Raw genomic sequence first — 17,405 nt, forward strand, 5'->3', positions numbered from 1 at the left:
CCGGTTGCGCCTTCCCGGGCACCTGGGCGCCGGGTCTCCGTCCGCAGGCAGTCCTTAGCCAAGCCAACGATGGAGATCATAGTACGGCAACGACACATGGTGGAGCTGGCCGGCGTTCTTCGGACCTACCCGGACAAAGCCGCTGGCCTGCCCGAGCGCCGACACGGCGGCTGCGCCCTGCTGCGCGGCGACGTGGACCAGGCCTTCCTGGCTGCCAGGGTCGCCGGAGTAGCCAACCTCTCCCACCCGCCAGAACGCATCGCACGGCGGCACGCGTGCGCCGGCCAGTGCCGCGCGGACCCGGCTCACCGGCGGAAACAGCCGGGTCCGGCCTTGCAGCCGGCGCAGCAACGGCGTCACCAGCAGCGCAAAGGTGGTATAGGCCGCCGCCGGATTGCCCGGCAGGCAGACCACGGGCTTGCCGCGCAGGCGTCCGATCGTCACCGGCTTGCCGGGCCGCATGTTGACGCCGCGGCAAAGCAGCTCGCCGCCAGCCGAGGCCAGCGCCGCGGCCACCAGATCACGCTGGCCGACCGACGCACCCCCGGTCACGAGGACAAGGTCGGCATGGCCGGCCAGCTCGCGCAATGCATGGTGCAGCACGCGCTCGTCGTCACGCACATGGCGGTGGCAGCGCACGACGGCTCCCATGGACTGCACGAGCGACTCGAGCATCGGCCCGTTGACGTCATGCACCTGGTAAACGTCGCGCGGTTCATCGTTGGCCGCCACCTCGTCGCCAGACGTCAGGATGGCAATTTCGACCAGCCGGCAGACCGGCACATGGACAAGCCCCTGCGAGGCCAGCGCGGCAATATGGCCGGCTTCGATCAGCGTTCCGGCTGGCAGCAGCATCTCGCCACGGCGGACATCCTCGCCCTGGCGGCGGATATGCTGGCCAACGAGCGGCGTTCGGTTACAGGTTACGCCGCGAAAATTTTCCTCGGCATCTTCCTGCGCGACCACGGCATCGGCCCCGGCAGGGATCACCGCGCCCGTGTAAATGCGGATGGCATGGCCGGGACGCAGCGCCTGCGGCCGGGTGCCGGCGTACACCACCTGCTGCACAGGCAGGCATGCGCCACCCTGCCAGTCCTCGCAACGCACCGCATAGCCATCCATCGCACTGCGGTCGGCCGACGGCGTGTCGGTCACGGCGACTAGGTCGCTGGCCAGCACGCGGCCGGTTGCCAGCCCCAGCCATAAGGTTTCGGTCTCGCGCACCGGCTCTGCGGCATTGGCGAAGATTGCCTGTGCCTCGTCGAAGCTCAGCATGCTGCCGCTCCTTCGAGAACACCTTCGGCCTGAGGACCGCAGCTGTCATCGAATGCTGCGCCGGTATATTCGACATAGCCGTCCTTCCGGCAAAAGCTAAGCAGGCGCAGGCCGGCCTGCGCCGCAATCCGGATGGCCAGCGACGTCGGCGCGGAAATGGTCGCCAGCATCTGGATGTTCATGCGCGCGGCCTTGCGCACCAGTTCATAGCTCGCGCGGCTCGACAGGAAGACGAAGCCGTCGTTCATGTTCACGCGCTGCATCGCCAGATGGCCGATCAGCTTGTCCAGGCCGTTATGCCGGCCGACATCCTCGAAGACGTGCAGGATTTCCCCGTGCGCATTGCACCATGCCGCCGCGTGGACGCCGCCGGTTTCACACATCAGCCGCTGGTGCGAAGGCAGCGCGGCTGCCACGCGGCCGATCATTTCCGGCGTCGGCTGCAACCGCGTTGCCGGCATCCGCATTGGCGTGGGCTCGAGGTCGAGCAGTTCGAGGCTTTCGATGCCGCAGACACCACAGCCCGTGCGGCCGGCCAGCGCGCGCTTGCGCGCCTTCATCGCGGCGAAGGCCTGTTCGCTGATCTGGAGGTGCACTTCGGCGCTGTGCGCGTGGACCCGCACATCGATGTCATGGATCTGCGCGTTGTGGCTGACGATGCCTTCGGTCAGCGAGAAGCCCACGGCAAACGCTTCGAGATCCAGCGGCGTGGCCATCATCACCGCATGCGAGATGCCGTTGTACACCAGGGCCACGGGAAGCTCCTCCGCCACGTTGTCCATGGCGGGCTTCACCGCGCCGCCCTTGTGGCGGACGATGCTGCGTGCGGCATAGCCGTGGTGTTCAACGAGTTCAGTGCATTCCATGATGGTCTCGCAAGGATAGGAGCGATACTTCTACGTCAGGCAGCGGCAGCCTGGAGACGCGACGGCGTCAGCAGCACGGGCACTGACTTCGACGTCGGCGTGCCGCAGCCATCGCCGATGCTTTCGAGCGGCACCAGCGGATTGGTCTCGGGGTAGTACGCACCGACGCAACCTTCGGGAATGTCGTACTGGACCAGTTCGAAGTCCTGTACCCGGCGTTGCACGCCGTCGTCCCAGACGCTCGTGATATCGACACGCTGCCCGGCCGAGAGTCCCAGCCGCGCCAGGTCGGCCGCGCTGATGAACACCACGCGGCGCAGCCCGAACACCCCGCGGTAGCGGTCGTCGAGGCCATAGATTGTCGTGTTGTACTGGTCGTGCGAGCGCGTGGTCATCAGCACCAGCAGCTTGTCGCCGTACTGCTCGCGCGCGCGGTGGATCGGGGTGTCCTTGTCGATCGCATGGACGAGGAACTGCGCCTTGCCCGACGGCGTGTGCCACTCGCGGTTGCACGCGGCAGGCGTCAGGTGGAAGCCGCCTGGCACGGCAACGCGTTCGTTGTAGTTTTCAAAGCCGTCGATCACCATCTCGATCGCATCGCGGATGCGCGCATAGTCCTGCACGTACCAGAGCCAGTCGATCTTCTCCGAGCCCAGCGTCGCCGCGGCCATGCGCGCAACGATGGCGGTCTCGGACAGCAGGTGCTGCGACGCCGGCTTGTTCATGCCGAACGAGATATGCACCATGCAGACCGAATCCTCGACGGTCACGCCCTGTGCCACGCCGTCCTGTTCATCAATCTCCGTGCGGCCCAGCGTCGGCAGGATCAGCGATTCCTTGCCGTGTATCAGGTGGCTACGGTTGAGCTTGGTGGCAATGTTCACAGTCAATGCACACTGGCGCAGGCCTTCGTGCGTACGCGGCGTATCGGGAGTAGCCGTCGAGAAGTTGCCGCCCAGGCCGATGAAGACTTTCACCTTGCCCTCCAGCATCGCCTCGATGGTTTCCACCACGTCATAGCCATGGTCGCGCGGCGGCTCGAAGCCGAAGGCAGCCTTGAGGCGGTCCAGGAACGCATCGTCCGGCTTTTCCTCGATGCCGACGGTGCGATCGCCCTGCACATTCGAATGCCCGCGCACCGGCAGCAGGCCGGCCCCGGCCCGGCCGATGTTGCCGCGCATCATCATCAGGTTCGACAGGATCTGCACGGTCGGCACCGAATGCTTGTGTTGCGTCAGGCCCATGCCCCAGCACGCAATCACGCGCTGGCCGCGCGCATAGACACGGGCCAGCGCATCGATGTCCGGCAGCGGGACGCCTGATTCCGCGACAATATCGGCCCAGCTCTCCACGCGCAGGTCCTCGACGAAGGCACCGAAGCCGATCGTGTGCTCGCGCACGAAGTCGACGTCGATCAGTCGCGCCTGGCCGTGCCGGATCGCTTCGTCGTCGAGTTCGACCAGCCGCTTGGCCATGCCCTTGATCAGCGCGAAATCCCCGCCGAGCTTCGGCTGCACGAACATCGACGCGATCTTCGTGCTGGAGCCGGTGAGCATTTCGACTGGATGCTGCGGGCTGGTAAAGCGCTCCAGGCCGCGTTCGCGCAGCGGATTGATCGACACAATGGTCGCGCCGCGCCGTGCGCACTCGCGCAGCTCGCCGAGCATGCGGGGGTGGTTGGTGGCAGCGTTGTGGCCGAACAGCAGGATGGTGTCGGCATGCTCGAAGTCGTCGAGCACCACCGTTGCCTTGCCTACGCCAATGGTCTTGGGCAGGCCACGGCTTGTGGCCTCGTGGCACATGTTCGAGCAGTCCGGGAAATTGTTGGTGCCGTAGGCGCGCACGAACAACTGGTACAGGAACGCTGCCTCGTTGCTGGCACGGCCCGATGTATAGAACGCTGCCTGGTTCGGGTCCGGCAATGCGCGCAGGTGGCGACCGATCAGTGCAAACGCTTCGTCCCACGCAATGGCGCGGTACTTGTCGGTCTGCGCGTCGTACACCATCGGGTGCGTGAGGCGGCCGTGCTGCTCCAGCTCGTAATCGGTCTGTTCGAGCAGCGACGTGACCGTATGCTGCGCGAAAAACTCGGGCGTGACACGCATGCTGGTCGCTTCCGCGGCGACGGCCTTGACTCCGTTCTCGCAGAACTCGAAGGTCGAAGCGTGCTGTCGATCGGGCCATGCGCAGCCGGGGCAGTCGAAGCCATCGGCCTGGTTCTGCTTGAACAGCATCTTGTACTTGCCACCGGCAACCTGCTCCTTGACGAGGTTGATGGCAACGTACTTCAGCGCACCCCAGCCGGCGGCGGGATGGGTGTATGGGGCGATGTGGCCTTTCTCGGGCTTCGGCGAGCTCATGGCGTGTGTCCTGTCTGGCGGGGGGCGGTGACTGGCCTGTCAATCGGTTTGGCCAGATCCTGTAGCGTCAGAGTAGGTTCGGCGCGCGCCCTGCGGTGCGTACAGACAGGAGCACAGTTCAAGAGCACAGTTGAGAAGTGCCTTGCCAGCGCCGCCCACGGCCGGAGAAAAAGGCATGAGCGGACACTTGGAGGACCGGCGGGGCGGCTCGGGAAAAGAAAAAAGCCCGTGCGGGGACGGGCATAAGGGCTTGAGGACCTGAGTCGGGTCTCTCAGGGTGGATTGTCACAGCTTGCACTCCGCGGCAACACCCCCGGACGGGTGAAATGCAGGTCCAGATCGCTGGAAAGTCGCCCGCAAACCTGCGATGAAAGATTCTGAAATATTGAAAGCTGATAATGCCCGGAACGTTTTCGTGAGTCGAGATAGACTTCTCGGCTACGCCGGGCAACTTCCGGGGCGTCCGCACGTCCTGGCATGCCGTCCACAGCCGGCGGCGAGGCGTCGGGCATGGCATTTGCTAAGCCTCCCTATCCGGCTCCGGACGGCTGTCGTGATTGACCGCCGAACACCTTGATTCGCTTGATTTTTTCGCAGGAACTCGCAATGCAACGATCACGCGGCTGCCGCGCCTGGGGTCCGGTTACGCTGGCCATCGCCCTGTCCACGCTCGCCGGATGCGGCGGAAAAAAAGAAGCCGCCGCCCCGCCCCCGCCCCAGGTCAGCGTGGTCACGCTGAAGACCGAAGCAGTCACGCTGGATACCTCGCTTCCCGGCCGCACCACGGCCTACCGCATTGCCGAAGTCCGGCCCCAGGTGGACGGCATTATCCTGCGGCGGCTGTTCAAGGAAGGCAGCGACGTGACCCAGGGCCAGCAGCTCTATCAGATCGACCCGTCTACCTACGATGCGACCTACAAGAGCGCCAGGGCAACGATGGAGTCATCGCGGCTGCTGGCGCAGCGCTACGGACGCCTGGTTGGCGACGAAGCGGTCAGCAAGCAGCAGTATGACGAGGCCAAGGCCGCGTGGCAGCAGGCCCAGGCGACGCTGGACCGGGCCGAGATCAACCTGCGCTACACCAAGGTGCTGGCGCCCATTTCGGGGCGGATCGGCCGTTCCAGCGTGACCGAGGGCGCGCTGGTTACCAACGGGCAGGCGGCGGCGCTCGCCGTTGTGCAGCAGCTCGATCCGATCTACGTCGATGTGACGCAGCCTTCCGCATCGCTGCTCCGGCTGCGGCGCGAACTCGCCAACGGCGCGTTGCAGAGCGCCGGCACCAATGCGGCGCAGGTCAACCTGGTGCTCGAAGACGGCACGAAATACCCCGAGACCGGCCGGCTGGAGTTCTCCGAGGTCGCGGTGGACCAGGGCACCGGCTCGGTCACGCTGCGCGCCGTGTTCCCCAACCCGCGCCACGAGCTGCTGCCCGGCATGTTCGTCCACGCGCGCCTGCGCGAAGGCGTGAAGACCGACGGCCTGCTCGTGCCCCAGCAAGGCGTTACGCGTGACCTCAAGGGCCAGGCCACGGCGCTGGTGGTCAACGCGAAGGACGAGGTCGAACTGCGCCAGATCCGCACCGACCGCGCCATCGGCGACAAATGGCTGGTGGCCGACGGCCTGAAGGCCGGCGACCGTGTGATCGTCGAAGGCGTGCAGTTCGTCAAGCCCGGCGCGAAGGTCCGCGTCGCCCAGGCAGACAGCGGCACAGGCAACCCGCCCGCGGCCGCCGCCGGCGCATCCGCCGCGGTCGCGGCCAAGCCCTGAGCGCGTTACGAGGGCGAGGGAGTATTCATGTCCAATTTCTTTATCGATCGCCCTATCTTCGCGTGGGTGATCGCGCTGGTCATCATGCTGGCCGGCGTGCTGTCGATCCGCTCGCTGCCAATCAGCCAGTACCCGGCCATTGCGCCGCCAACCATCGCCATCTCGGTCAACTATCCGGGCGCTTCGGCCGAGACCGTGCAGGACACGGTGGTCCAGGTCATCGAGCAGCAGCTCAACGGCCTCGACCGGCTGCGCTACATCTCGTCGGAAAGCAACGCCGACGGCAGCATGACCATCACGGTCACGTTCGAACAGGGCACTAACCCGGATATCGCGCAGGTGCAGGTGCAGAACAAGCTTGCGCTCGCGCAGCCACTGCTGCCGCAGGAAGTGCAGCAGCAAGGTATCCGCGTGACCAAGTCGGTGCGCAACTTCCTGCTGATCGTGGGACTGATTTCGACCGACCCCAAGGTCACGCGGGAAGACCTGTCGAACTACATCGTCTCCAACATCCAGGATCCGCTGTCGCGCACCTACGGCGTCGGCGACTTCCAGGTGTTCGGTTCGCAGTACGCCATGCGCGTGTGGATCGACCCCGCCAAGCTCAACAGCTACCAGCTCACGCCGCTCGATGTCAGCAACGCGATCAAGGCGCAGAACGTGCAGGTCGCTTCCGGCCAGCTTGGCGGGCTGCCGGCCGTTCAGGGCCAGCAGCTCAATGCGAGCGTGATCGGCAAGACCCGCCTGCAGACCAGCGAGCAGTTCGGCAACATCCTGCTAAAGGTGAACCCGGACGGCTCGCAGGTGCGGCTGAAGGACGTGGCCGAGGTCGGCCTGGGCGGCCAGGACTACAACATCAACGCGCAGTACAACGGCCAGCCCGCTTCCGGTATTGCCGTGCGTCTGGCGGCCGGCGCCAACGCGCTGGAAACGGTGCGCGCGATCCGCAAGACGCTCGACACGCTGGAGCCGTTCTTCCCGGCCGGCATGAAGGTCGTCTACCCGTATGACACCTCGCCGGTGATCTCGGGCTCGATCCACGAGGTCGTGAAGACGCTGATGGAAGCCATCGTGCTGGTGTTCCTGGTGATGTACCTGTTCCTGCAGAACTTCCGCGCCACGCTGATCCCGACGATCGCCGTGCCCGTGGTGCTGCTGGGCACGTTCGGCGTGCTGGCCGCGTTCGGGTACACCATCAATACGCTGACCATGTTCGGCATGGTGCTGGCCATCGGCCTGCTCGTCGATGACGCAATCGTCGTGGTGGAAAACGTCGAGCGCGTGATGGCCGAGGAAGGCTTGCCACCCAAGGAGGCGGCGCGGCGGTCCATGGGCCAGATCCAGGGTGCGCTGGTCGGCATTGCCATGGTGCTGTCGGCGGTGTTCCTGCCGATGGCGTTCTTCGGCGGCTCCACGGGCGTGATCTACCGGCAGTTCTCGATCACCATCGTGTCGTCGATGGTGCTGTCGGTGCTGGTCGCGCTGATCCTGACGCCGGCCCTTTGCGCGACCATGCTGCAACCCATCGAAAAGGGCGACCATGGCGAGAACAAGGGCGGCTTCTTCGGCTGGTTCAACCGCAAGTTCATCTCCACCACGCAGGGCTATGAGCGCGGCGTATCGACGATCCTGAAGCGCCGCCTGCCGTTCGTGCTGATCTACGTGGCAATCCTCGTGGCGATGGGCTTCCTGTTCACGCGCATTCCCACGTCCTTCCTGCCCGAAGAAGACCAGGGCGTGCTCTACGCACAGGTGCAGACACCGGCCGGCGCCACCGCCGAGCGCACGCAGAAAGTCTTGGTCCAGATGCGTGAATACCTGCTGAAGGAGGAAGGCGGCGTGGTGGACTCGCTGTTTACCGTCAACGGCTTCAACTTTGCGGGCCGCGGCCAGAACTCGGGGCTCGCCTTCATCCTGCTCAAGCCGTGGGAAGAACGCACCGGCGACAACACCAGCGTGTTCGACCTGGCGGCGCGCGCACAGCGCAAGTTCGCGAGCTTCCGCGACTCGATGTCATTCGCGTTCGCCCCCCCTGCCGTGCAGGAACTGGGCAACGCCACGGGCTTCGACTTGTACCTGCAGGATCAGGCCGGCATCGGCCACCAGGCCCTGATGAACGCGCGCGACAAGTTCCTCGCGCTCGCGTCGAAGAGTCCGGTACTACAGCGTGTGCGCCCCAACGGGCTCAATGACCAGCCGCAGTACCAGCTGGTGATCGACGATGAAAAGGCGCGCGCGCTCGGCCTCTCGCTGGCCGACATCAACAGCACGGTGACGATCGCGTGGGGGTCGAGCTATGTGAACGACTTCATCGACCGCGGCCGCGTCAAGCGCGTCTACGTGCAGGGCCGCCCCGATTCCCGTATGAACCCCGACGACGTGGATAAATGGTTCGTACGCAACGACAAGGGAGACATGGTGCCGTTCTCCGCGTTTGCCGAGGGCAAGTGGGGCTTCGGCTCGCCGAAGCTGCAGCGCTACAACGGCGTGCCGGCCGTGGAGGTACTGGGCGAACCCGCTGCCGGCCGCAGCTCCGGCGAAGCCATGAAGGCAATCGAGGAGATCATGAAGCAGATGCCGGCCGGCGTGGGCTATGCATGGACCGGACTCTCGTATGAAGAGCGGCTGTCGGGTTCGCAGGCGCCGGCGCTCTATGCGCTGTCACTGCTGGTGGTGTTTCTGTGCCTGGCTGCACTTTATGAAAGCTGGTCGATCCCGTTCTCGGTGATGCTCGTGGTGCCGCTCGGCGTGATTGGCGCCCTGCTCGCCACCATGGCACGCGGCCTGTCCAACGACGTGTTCTTCCAGGTCGGCCTGCTGACCACCATCGGCCTGTCGGCCAAGAACGCCATCCTGATCGTGGAGTTCGCCAAGAGCCAGTACGAGCACGGCAAAGGCCTCGTCGACGCCGCCATCGAGGCGTGCCGCATGCGTTTGCGCCCGATCGTGATGACCTCGCTCGCGTTCATGCTCGGCGTGTTCCCGCTGGCGATCTCCACCGGCGCCGGCGCGGGTAGCCAGCATGCCATCGGCACTGGCGTGATCGGCGGCATGATCACCGCGACGGTGCTCGCGATCTTCTGGGTGCCGTTGTTCTTTGTCGCCGTCAATTCGCTGTTCGCACGCAAACGCAAGCCGAGCCAGCCTGACACCCCCGCGGAAAAAGGCGCGCTGCAATGAAGAAGACTTTGACCTGTGCTGCCGCCGTCGCCCTGCTGGCCGGCTGCAGCTTGATTCCCTCCTATGAACAGCCGTCGCTGCCAGTGGCGCAAGCCTACCCGCAAGGCGCCGCGTATCCGACTGCCGATGCCGCCGCCGGCGCACAGCAGATGCGTGCGACCGATCTTGGCTGGCGCGATTTCTTTGCCGACGCGCGGCTGCGCCGCCTGATCGAAGTCGCACTCGACAACAACCGCGACCTGCGCGTGGCGGCACTGAACGTCGAAGCATTCCGTGCGCAATACCAGATCGAACGGGCCGACCTGTTCCCCGCGATCGGCGTGGCCGCGCAGGAAACGCGCCAGCGCATTCCCGCGGACCTGTCCACCACCGGGCGGCGCATCATCGCGAGCCAGTATGGCGTGTCGCTCGGCACGACCGCATGGGAGCTTGACCTGTTCGGCCGTATCCGCAGCCTCAGCGAAGCGGCACTGGAGCAATATTTCGCAAGCGACGAAACCCGGCGCAGTGCTCAGATCGCGCTGGTGGCCAGCGTGGCCAACGCCTACCTGGCACTGCTCGCCGACGACGCGCAGCTCACGCTCACGCGCAGTACGCTGGCGAACTACGAACGCAGCTATGGCCTGACGCGCCGCAGCTACGAGGAAGGCATTGCCTCGCGTCTGGACCTGCGGCAGTCGCAGACCGCCGTGGAAAACGCGCGTGCCAGCCTGGCGCGCTACACGCGCCTGGTCGCGCAGGACGAGAATGCGCTGGTGCTGTTGCTGGGCACCGGCATGCCGGACGACCTGCCGGCGCCGTTGCCGCTCGACCAGAAGCTGACGGCGGACGTGCCTGCCGGATTGCCATCCGACCTGCTGCAGAACCGTCCCGACGTGCTTGCAGCCGAACACCGCCTGCGCTCGGCCAACGCCAATATCGGCGCGGCACGCGCGGCGTTTTTCCCGCGCATCGCCCTGACGGCTTCGGCGGGCACGGCCAGCAATGAACTGTCCGGCCTGTTCAAGGCCGGATCGGGCACCTGGCTGTTCCAGCCGCAGATCAGCCTGCCGCTGTTCACGGCCGGCAGCCTGCGCGCGAGCCTCGACTACGCAAAGATCCAGAAGGACATCAACGTCGCGCAGTACGAGCGCACGATCCAGACAGCCTTCCGCGAAGTTTCCGACGGCCTCGCCGCGCGCGGCACGTATACGAGCCAACTCGAAGCGCAGGTGCGTTTTGTCGAAGCGGCGCAGGATGCCTACAACCTCGCAGACCGTCGCTACCGCACCGGCGTGGACAGCTACCTGGCGGTGCTGGATGCGCAGCGCTCGCTGTACAACGCCCAGCAGCTCCTGATCGTCGCACGACAGGAACAGCTGACCAGCGAGGTCAATCTCTACAAGGCCCTCGGCGGCGGCTGGCATGACCAGACCGGCCCTGCTGCCGACACCGGCGGCCAGCCGGCGCCCGCGCCCGCGTCCTGATCCCCGGCGGGGCCAGCCGGCGCAAAGTTGGCTGGCCATTGTTGCGCGGGTCCGGCGGGACCTTCATGGCTCCTACAATGACGAGGTCGCATGTCATTCCCGCCAGATAACGCCGCAACGAGGAGTCCCGCCATGTCCCTGCCCCACCTGTCTTCCGGCGAAGTCGCCAGCGTGCTGCCGCTCGGCAAGCAACTCACGCAGACTCCGAGTGCCGCACTGTTCAAGGAACACCGGCTGGAAGTGATGCGCATGGTACTGCCGGCGGGCAAGCAGGTCGGATCGCATTCCGTCGCCGGTCCATCGACCATCCAGTGCCTGGAAGGCGAAGTGGAGATCGGCGTGGACGGTGCCCAGCGGCGCCTGCATCAGGGGGACCTGCTCTACCTTGGGGCCGGCGCGGCACATGATGTCAACGCCATCACCAACACGTCGTTGCTGGTGACCGTCGTGCTGGTCGACCGCGGCGGTTCCTGAGCCGCTTTTCGCGCCGCAACAGCGCGCTACACCGCTCGTCGACGCTTCCTTCGTTGCGCATGAGCGTGAATTGTGAAGCCGTCTGCATGCTGCGGCAGTACGGAGTGGACTCGGCGCACCTTCGCGAACGTGTCAGTGCATGCCCGATTGTGCAGCGCACCGTTTGGCACCTAGAATCGATTCATCCGACAAGCGCTGTGCCCGGCAAATCGCCAAACCAGCCAAAAGCGCGACCCGAAACGTGGACCGGAATACCGGCATGAGCATGCCGTCCGGCCGCACGCGAGCCAGGCGTTGCACCCCGCCGTGGATCGCCTTGCCGCCACCTGCAGGGAGGAAGAGCCAATGCGCCAAATCGAACTGAACGATGCCTGCGCGCACGCCGATGCCATGGCGCGCGCCGTGGCGTGCGAGCTGGAACGCACGCTGGCCAGCAAGGAGGAAGCTTGCCTGGCCATCTCGGGGGACCGTTTGCCGCTGCCGCTGTTCGCGGCATTGCAACAGCGCCCCTTGCCATGGGATCGCATCAGCGTCATGCTCGTTGACGAGCGCATGGTCCCCATCGATCACACAGACAGCAATGCACGGCTCGTCTGCGACGTGCTGTTGCGCCAGGCCGCTTCGCGCGCGACGTTCCAGCCGCCCGTGCCGACGTTCTGTACGGAGATCGAAGAGATCGACACTTCGGCCGTCGTGGCCGAACTGAACCGCAATTACCGCCAGCCTGACGTGGTCGTGCTCGGCATGGGCGACGATGGCCATACCGCGTCGCTGTTTGCGGATGCGCCCGAACTGTCCGTAGGCCTGTCGCTGAACGAGCCCCCGGGCTACCTCGCCATGAGCCCGCGCGCGGCACCGCACCGCCGCGTCAGCCTGAACCTGCGTGCGTTGCTGGGCGCGCGGCGTGTGCTGCTGAGCTTCAGCGGGCCGTGGAAGAAACAGGTATTCGATGCCGCCACCATGGAGCCCACGCCGATGCTGCCGGTCAGCTACCTGCTGCACCAGGACAGCACGCCCGTGGATGTCTACTGGACCCAATAGGCGTCTCGTTCTGGCACCCTGATTCCCGCAATGCAAATACAGGCCTTGTTGCGCCGTAGGACAACGCCTGACAACAATCGGCACCGCCGCGCGCTACAGTGGGCAACGCGTGTTACCAGATGTTTCTCCCTGCGTTGCGGTCTTTCATGCCTTTCCCCTGCCTCCCTCTCGATAAACGGCGGGCATCATGCCTGCTCGCCGTGCTGCTCCTCACGACATCTACGGCCGGTTTTGCCGCACCTACGCTTTCCGGCCTGGCCAGCCTGCTGCTGGGCACCGTACGTGGCAAGCCAAGCGGGATGGCAGGCGTCACGCGGCTGACCGCGCGCGATGCCGAACGCCAGCTCGGCCTGGCGTGCGCGGAGCTGGCGCGAGCCACTCCGATCGCGCTCGATAGTTCAACCCGCCTGACCGGCTGCGCCACGCGGCCCGGCAAGATTGTGGAGTTTCACCTGCAGGTGACCGGCGTCGAACCGAAGCGCGAGGACACCAAGGCCTTCATGGTGTCGGCCCGCCCGATCCTGGAGCGCGGCGTTTGCCGCAACCCGGATGTCCCTGTGCTGGGCAAGCTTGGCGTGACGCTGGACTACCGCTATGCGGCGGGACAGGAGCCGCTGGTCGTGCTGCACATCCCGCCCGGAAGATGCGACACGTCGGGCGCATCGAGCGCCACGTCCCTCTATCCTTCACCAGAAGTCCGATAGGACGATCACCGCCCACCATTGCTGTGCTCGCCAGCAATTCGGCCTGCCCCAAGCCCACCGGGACAAGACAGGTTCACGCCGACAGCGTCTTCCCGCCCAGTACTTCGTCGCAGACCGCGAGCCATGCCCGCGCCGCGTGCGAAAGATAGCGGCCCGGCAGCCAGGTATGCGCCAGTGCCCAGTCCATCGCCGGCTCCGTCAGCCGCGCCACCGCAAGGTTGTCGCGGTCCTGCAACCGTGCCAGGAAGGGCTGAGGCAGGAACGTCGTACCGAGCCCGGCAGCCGCCATTGACGCCAGGAAATCCCAGTGGCCGCTTTGCGCGACCACGCGCGGCTCCATGCGCGCCTCCAGGAACGCCAGGCGCAGCTTGTGCGTGAGCGAGAACGCGTCAGTCAGCAACACCAGCGGTTCATCGCGCAGCGCCGCCAGGCTGACGGTCTTGCCGCGCGCCCAGGCCGCCTTGCGCGGCCCCACTGCCCAGATCGGATAGTTGGCGAACGGCTGGGTGGCCAGTTCCACGCCGTCGTCCACCGGCAGCACCGTGGCACCCACCTCCAGTTCGCCGCTGGCCACCATCTGTTCGACCAGATGGCCGCCATGCTCGGCCAGATGCAGTTCGAGATTCGGATAGCGTTTGCGGAATGCGCTGACCGCGGGCGAAAAGAACAGGTTGACCATGGGCGGAATGCCGACGGTCAACTGTCCGCGTCCCAGCGATGACAGATCCGCCACCTCCAGCGTGAGCCGGTGCACAACGCCGAGCGCTTCCTGGCCGCGCTCATACACCACACGGCCCACGTCGGTCAGTCGCACCGTCTTGCCTTCGCGGATCAGCAGCGGCTGCCCGACCTCGTCCTCCAGCTGGCGAACCATCTTGCTGATAGTCGATTGCGTGACGAATAGCGACGTGGCCGCCTGCGTAAAACTCCTCAGTCGCGCAGTTTCGACAAAGTAGCGTAGCGCGCGGATATCAATAGGCATGACGGTGTCTGCACTTCCATGAAAATATTGAATGATTCCAGGAATTTTAAATCATGATTGGAATGGCCGCCATTTGACTACACTTCGCTTCCACGCTCCGCTTGCGCCTGCGTCCGGCAACAGGGCCGTACCAGGCGGCGCACGATGCGCCCCCAAACCAGAACACTAAAACTCGATCTCATGGCCATGCGGCCGAATGCAAGACAGTGGCTGTTTTCGCTGAAAGCATTCCTGGCCGCCATGCTCGCGCTCTATATCGCGCTTGCGCTCGGCCTGCCGCGGCCGTACTGGGCCATGGCGACGGTGTACTTCGTCTCGCATCCGCTGACAGGCGCCACGCGTTCCAAGGCCGCGTATCGCGTCGCCGGCACCGTGCTGGGCGCCGCCGCCGCCGTGGCGACCGTGCCGCTGCTGATCAACATGCCCATCGTGCTGATGGGCGCCATCTCGCTGTGGATCGTCGCGCTGGTCTACCTGTCACTGCTGCAGCGCTCGCCGCGCGCGTATGTGTTTCTGCTGGCGGCGTACACGCTGCCGATCGTGGCGCTGCCGGCGGTGGACCAGCCCGCGCAGATCTTCGACCTGGCCGTCGCGCGCATCGAAGAAATCGTCATCGGCATTGTCTGCGCGGGCCTGGTCGGGTCGATCATCCTGCCGGCCAAGGTCGCTCCGGCCCTGCGCGCACGCGCCGCGAGCTGGCTGGCGGATGCCGCGGCATGGGCTGACGACATCCTCTGCGCGAATCCTCGGGCCGACGCAGGGCGCCATCGCCTCGCCGCCGACATCCTCGCGTTGGATCAATTGATCGCCCAGCTTTCGTACGACACCGAAAGCGCCGGTTCCTTGCGCCATGCGCGCGCCTTGCGGGCACGCATGACCACGCTGATGCCGTTGCTGTCCGCGCTGTCTGCGGTGCTGCAGGCGCTACGCATGCATCCGGCCGGCGTGCCGGCACCGCTCGCGCAGGCGTTGTCGGCGCTCTCGCAATGGCTGCGCGGTGGCCTGGCTGGCTCGCCGCCGCATGCGGATCGCCATGCGCTCGCCAGCGCCGCCGCAGACAGCTGGCACGCGCAGTTGCTCACGGCGGCAAGCAGCCAGCTCACGCAACTGGCCGCGTTGTGCAGCGACAGCGCAGCGCTCCAGCATGGCATCGGCGACCGGCCCGACCAGCCGCTTCCGAAACTGAGCGATTCCCCCGCCGCCGCAACCATGCCGGCAAGGGGTGCCCTGCATCACGACCACGGCATGCTGCTGTTCGGTGCCGCGTCCACCGGGCTGGCGGTGTTCTGCGCCGGACTGCTGTGGATCTTCTCGGGCTGGACAGACGGCGCCGGGCCGGTGGCAGTGTCCTCCATCGCATGCTGCTTCTTCGCGACCATCGACGAGCCGCGGCCGGTCGCGCGATCTTTCCTGCGCTGGAGCGCGGTCTGCTTCGTCGTGGCCTCGTTCTACCTGTTCCTGGTGGTACCGCATGCGCAGAACTTCGAGGCGCTCGCTGGCATGCTGGCCGTGCCCTACCTTGGCATCGGCATGCTGATCACACGGCCCGGCTTCAACCTGATTGCCATGCTGCTGTCGGTGAACACGGCATCGTTCGCCAATATCCAGAGCGTCTACGACGCCAATTTCCTTGGCACGTTCAACGGCAGCCTTGCCAATGCCGCGGCCATGCTGTTCGCACCGTTGTGGGCGCTGGCCACGCGTCCGTTCGGCGCAAGCGTGGCCGCGCGCCGGCTGATCCGCGCTAGCTGGCAGGACCTGGCCGGCGCCGCCGCATGGCCGGGTGCGGACCATGACGCGAAGCTTGGCGCGCGCATGCTGGATCGCCTCGGCCAGTTGGTGCCACGGCTTGGCGCCGTGCGCGCCGGCCCGGATGGCTTCAGCGAACTGCATGTTGGATTCTGCGCACTGGCGCTGCGGCGCGCGCTGCCGTCGCTACCCACCGTCGCACGGCGGCCCGTCCGGCGTGTGCTGGCACTGGTGGCGCGCCACTACCGTGCACGCCTGCGCAGCGGCCATGCCGCAGCGCCGTCCCCCGAATTGCCCGCTTGCATCGACTTGGCTATCGCCCAGATCGCCGCGCTGCCGGGGCATCGGGACGAGGCGATTGCCGCGCTCGTCGTACTGCGTGTCACGCTGCACGAGCCACACGTCCCCGGCGTACCGGATACAGGAGCCGGCGTTGAACACTGAAATCGACCTTTACGGCGTGTTCGTGCCTGCTCTGCTGGTGCTGATGCTTGCAGCGTTCGCGGCCACCACATGCGTGCGCGTGCTGCTCGCGCGGCTCGGGTTCTACCGGCACGTGTGGCATCGCTCCCTCTTCAATCTCTGCCTCTATGTGATCGTCCTGGGCGGCGTCGTCGCCCTCGGTCTGAGGCTGCCGACATGACGTTCAGATTCCGCCCCCTCTTTCGGCTGTTGCCCACGCTGCTGGCACTGCTCGCCGCTGTCCTGGTGCTGCGGCACCTGTGGGATTACTACACGGCCGCGCCGTGGACGCGCGACGGCCATGTGCGCGCCGATATCGTCCAGATCGCACCGGACGTCTCCGGCCTGGTGACGCGCGTGCTCGTGCACGACAACCAGCAAGTGCGGGGCGGCCAAGTGCTGTTCGAGATCGACCGCGACCGCTACGCGCTGGCCCTGCAGCAGGCGACAGCGAATGCCGCGGCATTGCGCGCGACACTGACGCAGGCAAGGCGCGAATCCGCGCGCAACCGCTCGCTCGACGGGCTGGTCGCTGGCGAAGTGGCCGAACAGAGCCGCGCCCGCGTCGAACAGGCCGAAGCCGCACTGGCACAGGCCGACGCCACCGTACGCCTTGCGCGCCTGAACCTGGAGCGCACCAGCGTGCTCAGCCCCGCCGACGGCTATCTCAATGACCGCCTGCCGCGGCTGGGCGACTACGTTTCCACCGGACGGCCCGTGCTGTCCATGGTCGATTCCGCGTCGTTCCATGTGGAAGGCTATTTCGAGGAAACCAAGCTGCACCGCATCCACATCGGCAGCCCGGTCGACGTACATATCATGGGCGAGCCACACCATCTGCGCGGCCACGTGCAGAGCATCGCCGCCGGCATCGAGGACCGGGACCGCAGCGCCGGCTCCAACCTGCTGCCGAACGTAAACCCGACGTTCAACTGGGTGCGGTTGGCGCAGCGCGTGCCCGTGCGCATCACGTTTGATGCGGTCCCGCCTGAGGTGCGACTGGTTTCGGGACGCACGGCCACAGTGTCCGTGCAGCAGCCAGTCGCGGAGCGCAAGCCGTGAGGATATGGCGATGGATA

13 protein-coding genes are annotated in these 17,405 nt (G+C 66.0%); 9 read left to right on the plus strand and 4 right to left on the minus strand.

Annotated features, from left to right (window positions below):
* Positions 1-54: 54 nt before the first annotated feature.
* From K2O51_RS00860 to K2O51_RS00870, 3 genes are read right to left on the minus strand one after another with little or no spacing between them, the layout of a single operon-like run.
* Positions 55-1,275, minus strand: coding sequence for a molybdopterin molybdotransferase MoeA (locus tag K2O51_RS00860; RefSeq protein ID WP_220630368.1), 1,221 nt, complete (start codon positions 1,273-1,275; stop codon positions 55-57).
* Positions 1,269-2,141 carry a formate dehydrogenase accessory sulfurtransferase FdhD gene (gene fdhD / locus K2O51_RS00865; protein ID WP_011300214.1) on the minus strand — a complete coding sequence of 291 codons (873 nt, stop codon included), beginning with the start codon at positions 2,139-2,141 and terminating at the stop codon, positions 1,269-1,271. The genes K2O51_RS00860 and fdhD overlap by 7 nt, the downstream gene beginning before the upstream one ends.
* Before the next feature lie 35 nt (positions 2,142-2,176).
* Positions 2,177-4,501 carry an FdhF/YdeP family oxidoreductase gene (locus K2O51_RS00870; RefSeq protein ID WP_220630369.1) on the minus strand — a complete coding sequence of 775 codons (2,325 nt, stop codon included), beginning with the start codon at positions 4,499-4,501 and terminating at the stop codon, positions 2,177-2,179.
* A 606-nt stretch (positions 4,502-5,107) separates the two neighbouring features.
* Here K2O51_RS00870 and K2O51_RS00875 point away from each other — a divergent pair.
* From K2O51_RS00875 to K2O51_RS00900, 6 genes are all read left to right on the plus strand, one after another.
* The gene (locus K2O51_RS00875) at positions 5,108-6,268 is read left to right on the plus strand and encodes an efflux RND transporter periplasmic adaptor subunit (RefSeq protein WP_011300212.1); all 1,161 of its coding nucleotides are present in this window, start codon (positions 5,108-5,110) and stop codon (positions 6,266-6,268) included.
* A gap of 27 nt (positions 6,269-6,295) precedes the next feature.
* Entirely contained in the window at positions 6,296-9,448 is a 3,153-nt protein-coding gene (locus K2O51_RS00880) for an efflux RND transporter permease subunit (RefSeq protein WP_011300211.1), read from the plus strand.
* Positions 9,445-10,914, plus strand: a complete 1,470-nt coding sequence (gene adeC, locus K2O51_RS00885; protein ID WP_011300210.1) for an AdeC/AdeK/OprM family multidrug efflux complex outer membrane factor — start codon at positions 9,445-9,447, stop codon at positions 10,912-10,914. Before K2O51_RS00880 ends, adeC begins: the two co-directional genes overlap by 4 nt.
* Before the next feature lie 132 nt (positions 10,915-11,046).
* Complete coding sequence (locus K2O51_RS00890) at positions 11,047-11,388, plus strand: cupin domain-containing protein (protein ID WP_011300209.1); 342 nt, start codon at positions 11,047-11,049, stop codon at positions 11,386-11,388.
* Between the two features lie 345 nt (positions 11,389-11,733).
* Complete coding sequence (gene pgl / locus K2O51_RS00895) at positions 11,734-12,429, plus strand: 6-phosphogluconolactonase (protein ID WP_011300208.1); 696 nt, start codon at positions 11,734-11,736, stop codon at positions 12,427-12,429.
* Between the two features lie 200 nt (positions 12,430-12,629).
* Positions 12,630-13,133, plus strand: coding sequence for a hypothetical protein (locus K2O51_RS00900; protein ID WP_235679790.1), 504 nt, complete (start codon positions 12,630-12,632; stop codon positions 13,131-13,133).
* Positions 13,134-13,206: 73 nt separating this feature from the next.
* On the opposite strand, the gene K2O51_RS00905 is transcribed toward K2O51_RS00900, so the two are convergent.
* Positions 13,207-14,115: a LysR family transcriptional regulator gene (locus K2O51_RS00905; protein ID WP_011300206.1), complete on the minus strand. Its 909-nt coding sequence runs from the start codon at positions 14,113-14,115 to the stop codon at positions 13,207-13,209.
* Positions 14,116-14,295: 180 nt separating this feature from the next.
* On the opposite strand from K2O51_RS00905, the gene K2O51_RS00910 reads away from it, so the two are divergent.
* The 3 genes from K2O51_RS00910 to K2O51_RS00920 are packed head-to-tail and all read left to right on the plus strand — an operon-like array spanning position 14,296 to position 17,388.
* Positions 14,296-16,308 (plus strand): FUSC family protein, encoded by a 2,013-nt coding sequence (locus K2O51_RS00910; RefSeq protein ID WP_041680172.1) that lies wholly within the window; start codon positions 14,296-14,298, stop codon positions 16,306-16,308.
* A gap of 43 nt (positions 16,309-16,351) precedes the next feature.
* Complete coding sequence (locus K2O51_RS00915; protein WP_376989560.1) at positions 16,352-16,507, plus strand: DUF1656 domain-containing protein; 156 nt, start codon at positions 16,352-16,354, stop codon at positions 16,505-16,507.
* Positions 16,504-17,388, plus strand: a complete 885-nt coding sequence (locus K2O51_RS00920; protein ID WP_220630370.1) for an efflux RND transporter periplasmic adaptor subunit — start codon at positions 16,504-16,506, stop codon at positions 17,386-17,388. Before K2O51_RS00915 ends, K2O51_RS00920 begins: the two co-directional genes overlap by 4 nt.
* Positions 17,389-17,405 lie beyond the last annotated feature (17 nt).

It is taken from the genome of Cupriavidus pinatubonensis (assembly GCF_019602855.1).
Classification (GTDB): domain Bacteria; phylum Pseudomonadota; class Gammaproteobacteria; order Burkholderiales; family Burkholderiaceae; genus Cupriavidus; species Cupriavidus pinatubonensis.

Bases quoted from the DNA above. Each gene is read 5' to 3' on its own strand.
- K2O51_RS00890 (WP_011300209.1), top strand. From the start codon at position 11,047: ATGTCCCTGCCCCACCTGTCTTCCGGCGAAGTCGCCAGCGTGCTGCCG.
- K2O51_RS00860 (WP_220630368.1), bottom strand. From the start codon at position 1,275: ATGCTGAGCTTCGACGAGGCACAGGCAATCTTCGCCAATGCCGCAGAG.
- K2O51_RS00905 (WP_011300206.1), bottom strand. From the start codon at position 14,115: ATGCCTATTGATATCCGCGCGCTACGCTACTTTGTCGAAACTGCGCGA.
- K2O51_RS00920 (WP_220630370.1), top strand. From the start codon at position 16,504: ATGACGTTCAGATTCCGCCCCCTCTTTCGGCTGTTGCCCACGCTGCTG.
- K2O51_RS00880 (WP_011300211.1), top strand. From the start codon at position 6,296: ATGTCCAATTTCTTTATCGATCGCCCTATCTTCGCGTGGGTGATCGCG.
- adeC (WP_011300210.1), top strand. From the start codon at position 9,445: ATGAAGAAGACTTTGACCTGTGCTGCCGCCGTCGCCCTGCTGGCCGGC.
- pgl (WP_011300208.1), top strand. From the start codon at position 11,734: ATGCGCCAAATCGAACTGAACGATGCCTGCGCGCACGCCGATGCCATG.
- K2O51_RS00910 (WP_041680172.1), top strand. From the start codon at position 14,296: ATGGCCATGCGGCCGAATGCAAGACAGTGGCTGTTTTCGCTGAAAGCA.
- K2O51_RS00870 (WP_220630369.1), bottom strand. From the start codon at position 4,501: ATGAGCTCGCCGAAGCCCGAGAAAGGCCACATCGCCCCATACACCCAT.
- K2O51_RS00915 (WP_376989560.1), top strand. From the start codon at position 16,352: ATGCTTGCAGCGTTCGCGGCCACCACATGCGTGCGCGTGCTGCTCGCG.
- fdhD (WP_011300214.1), bottom strand. From the start codon at position 2,141: ATGGAATGCACTGAACTCGTTGAACACCACGGCTATGCCGCACGCAGC.
- K2O51_RS00875 (WP_011300212.1), top strand. From the start codon at position 5,108: ATGCAACGATCACGCGGCTGCCGCGCCTGGGGTCCGGTTACGCTGGCC.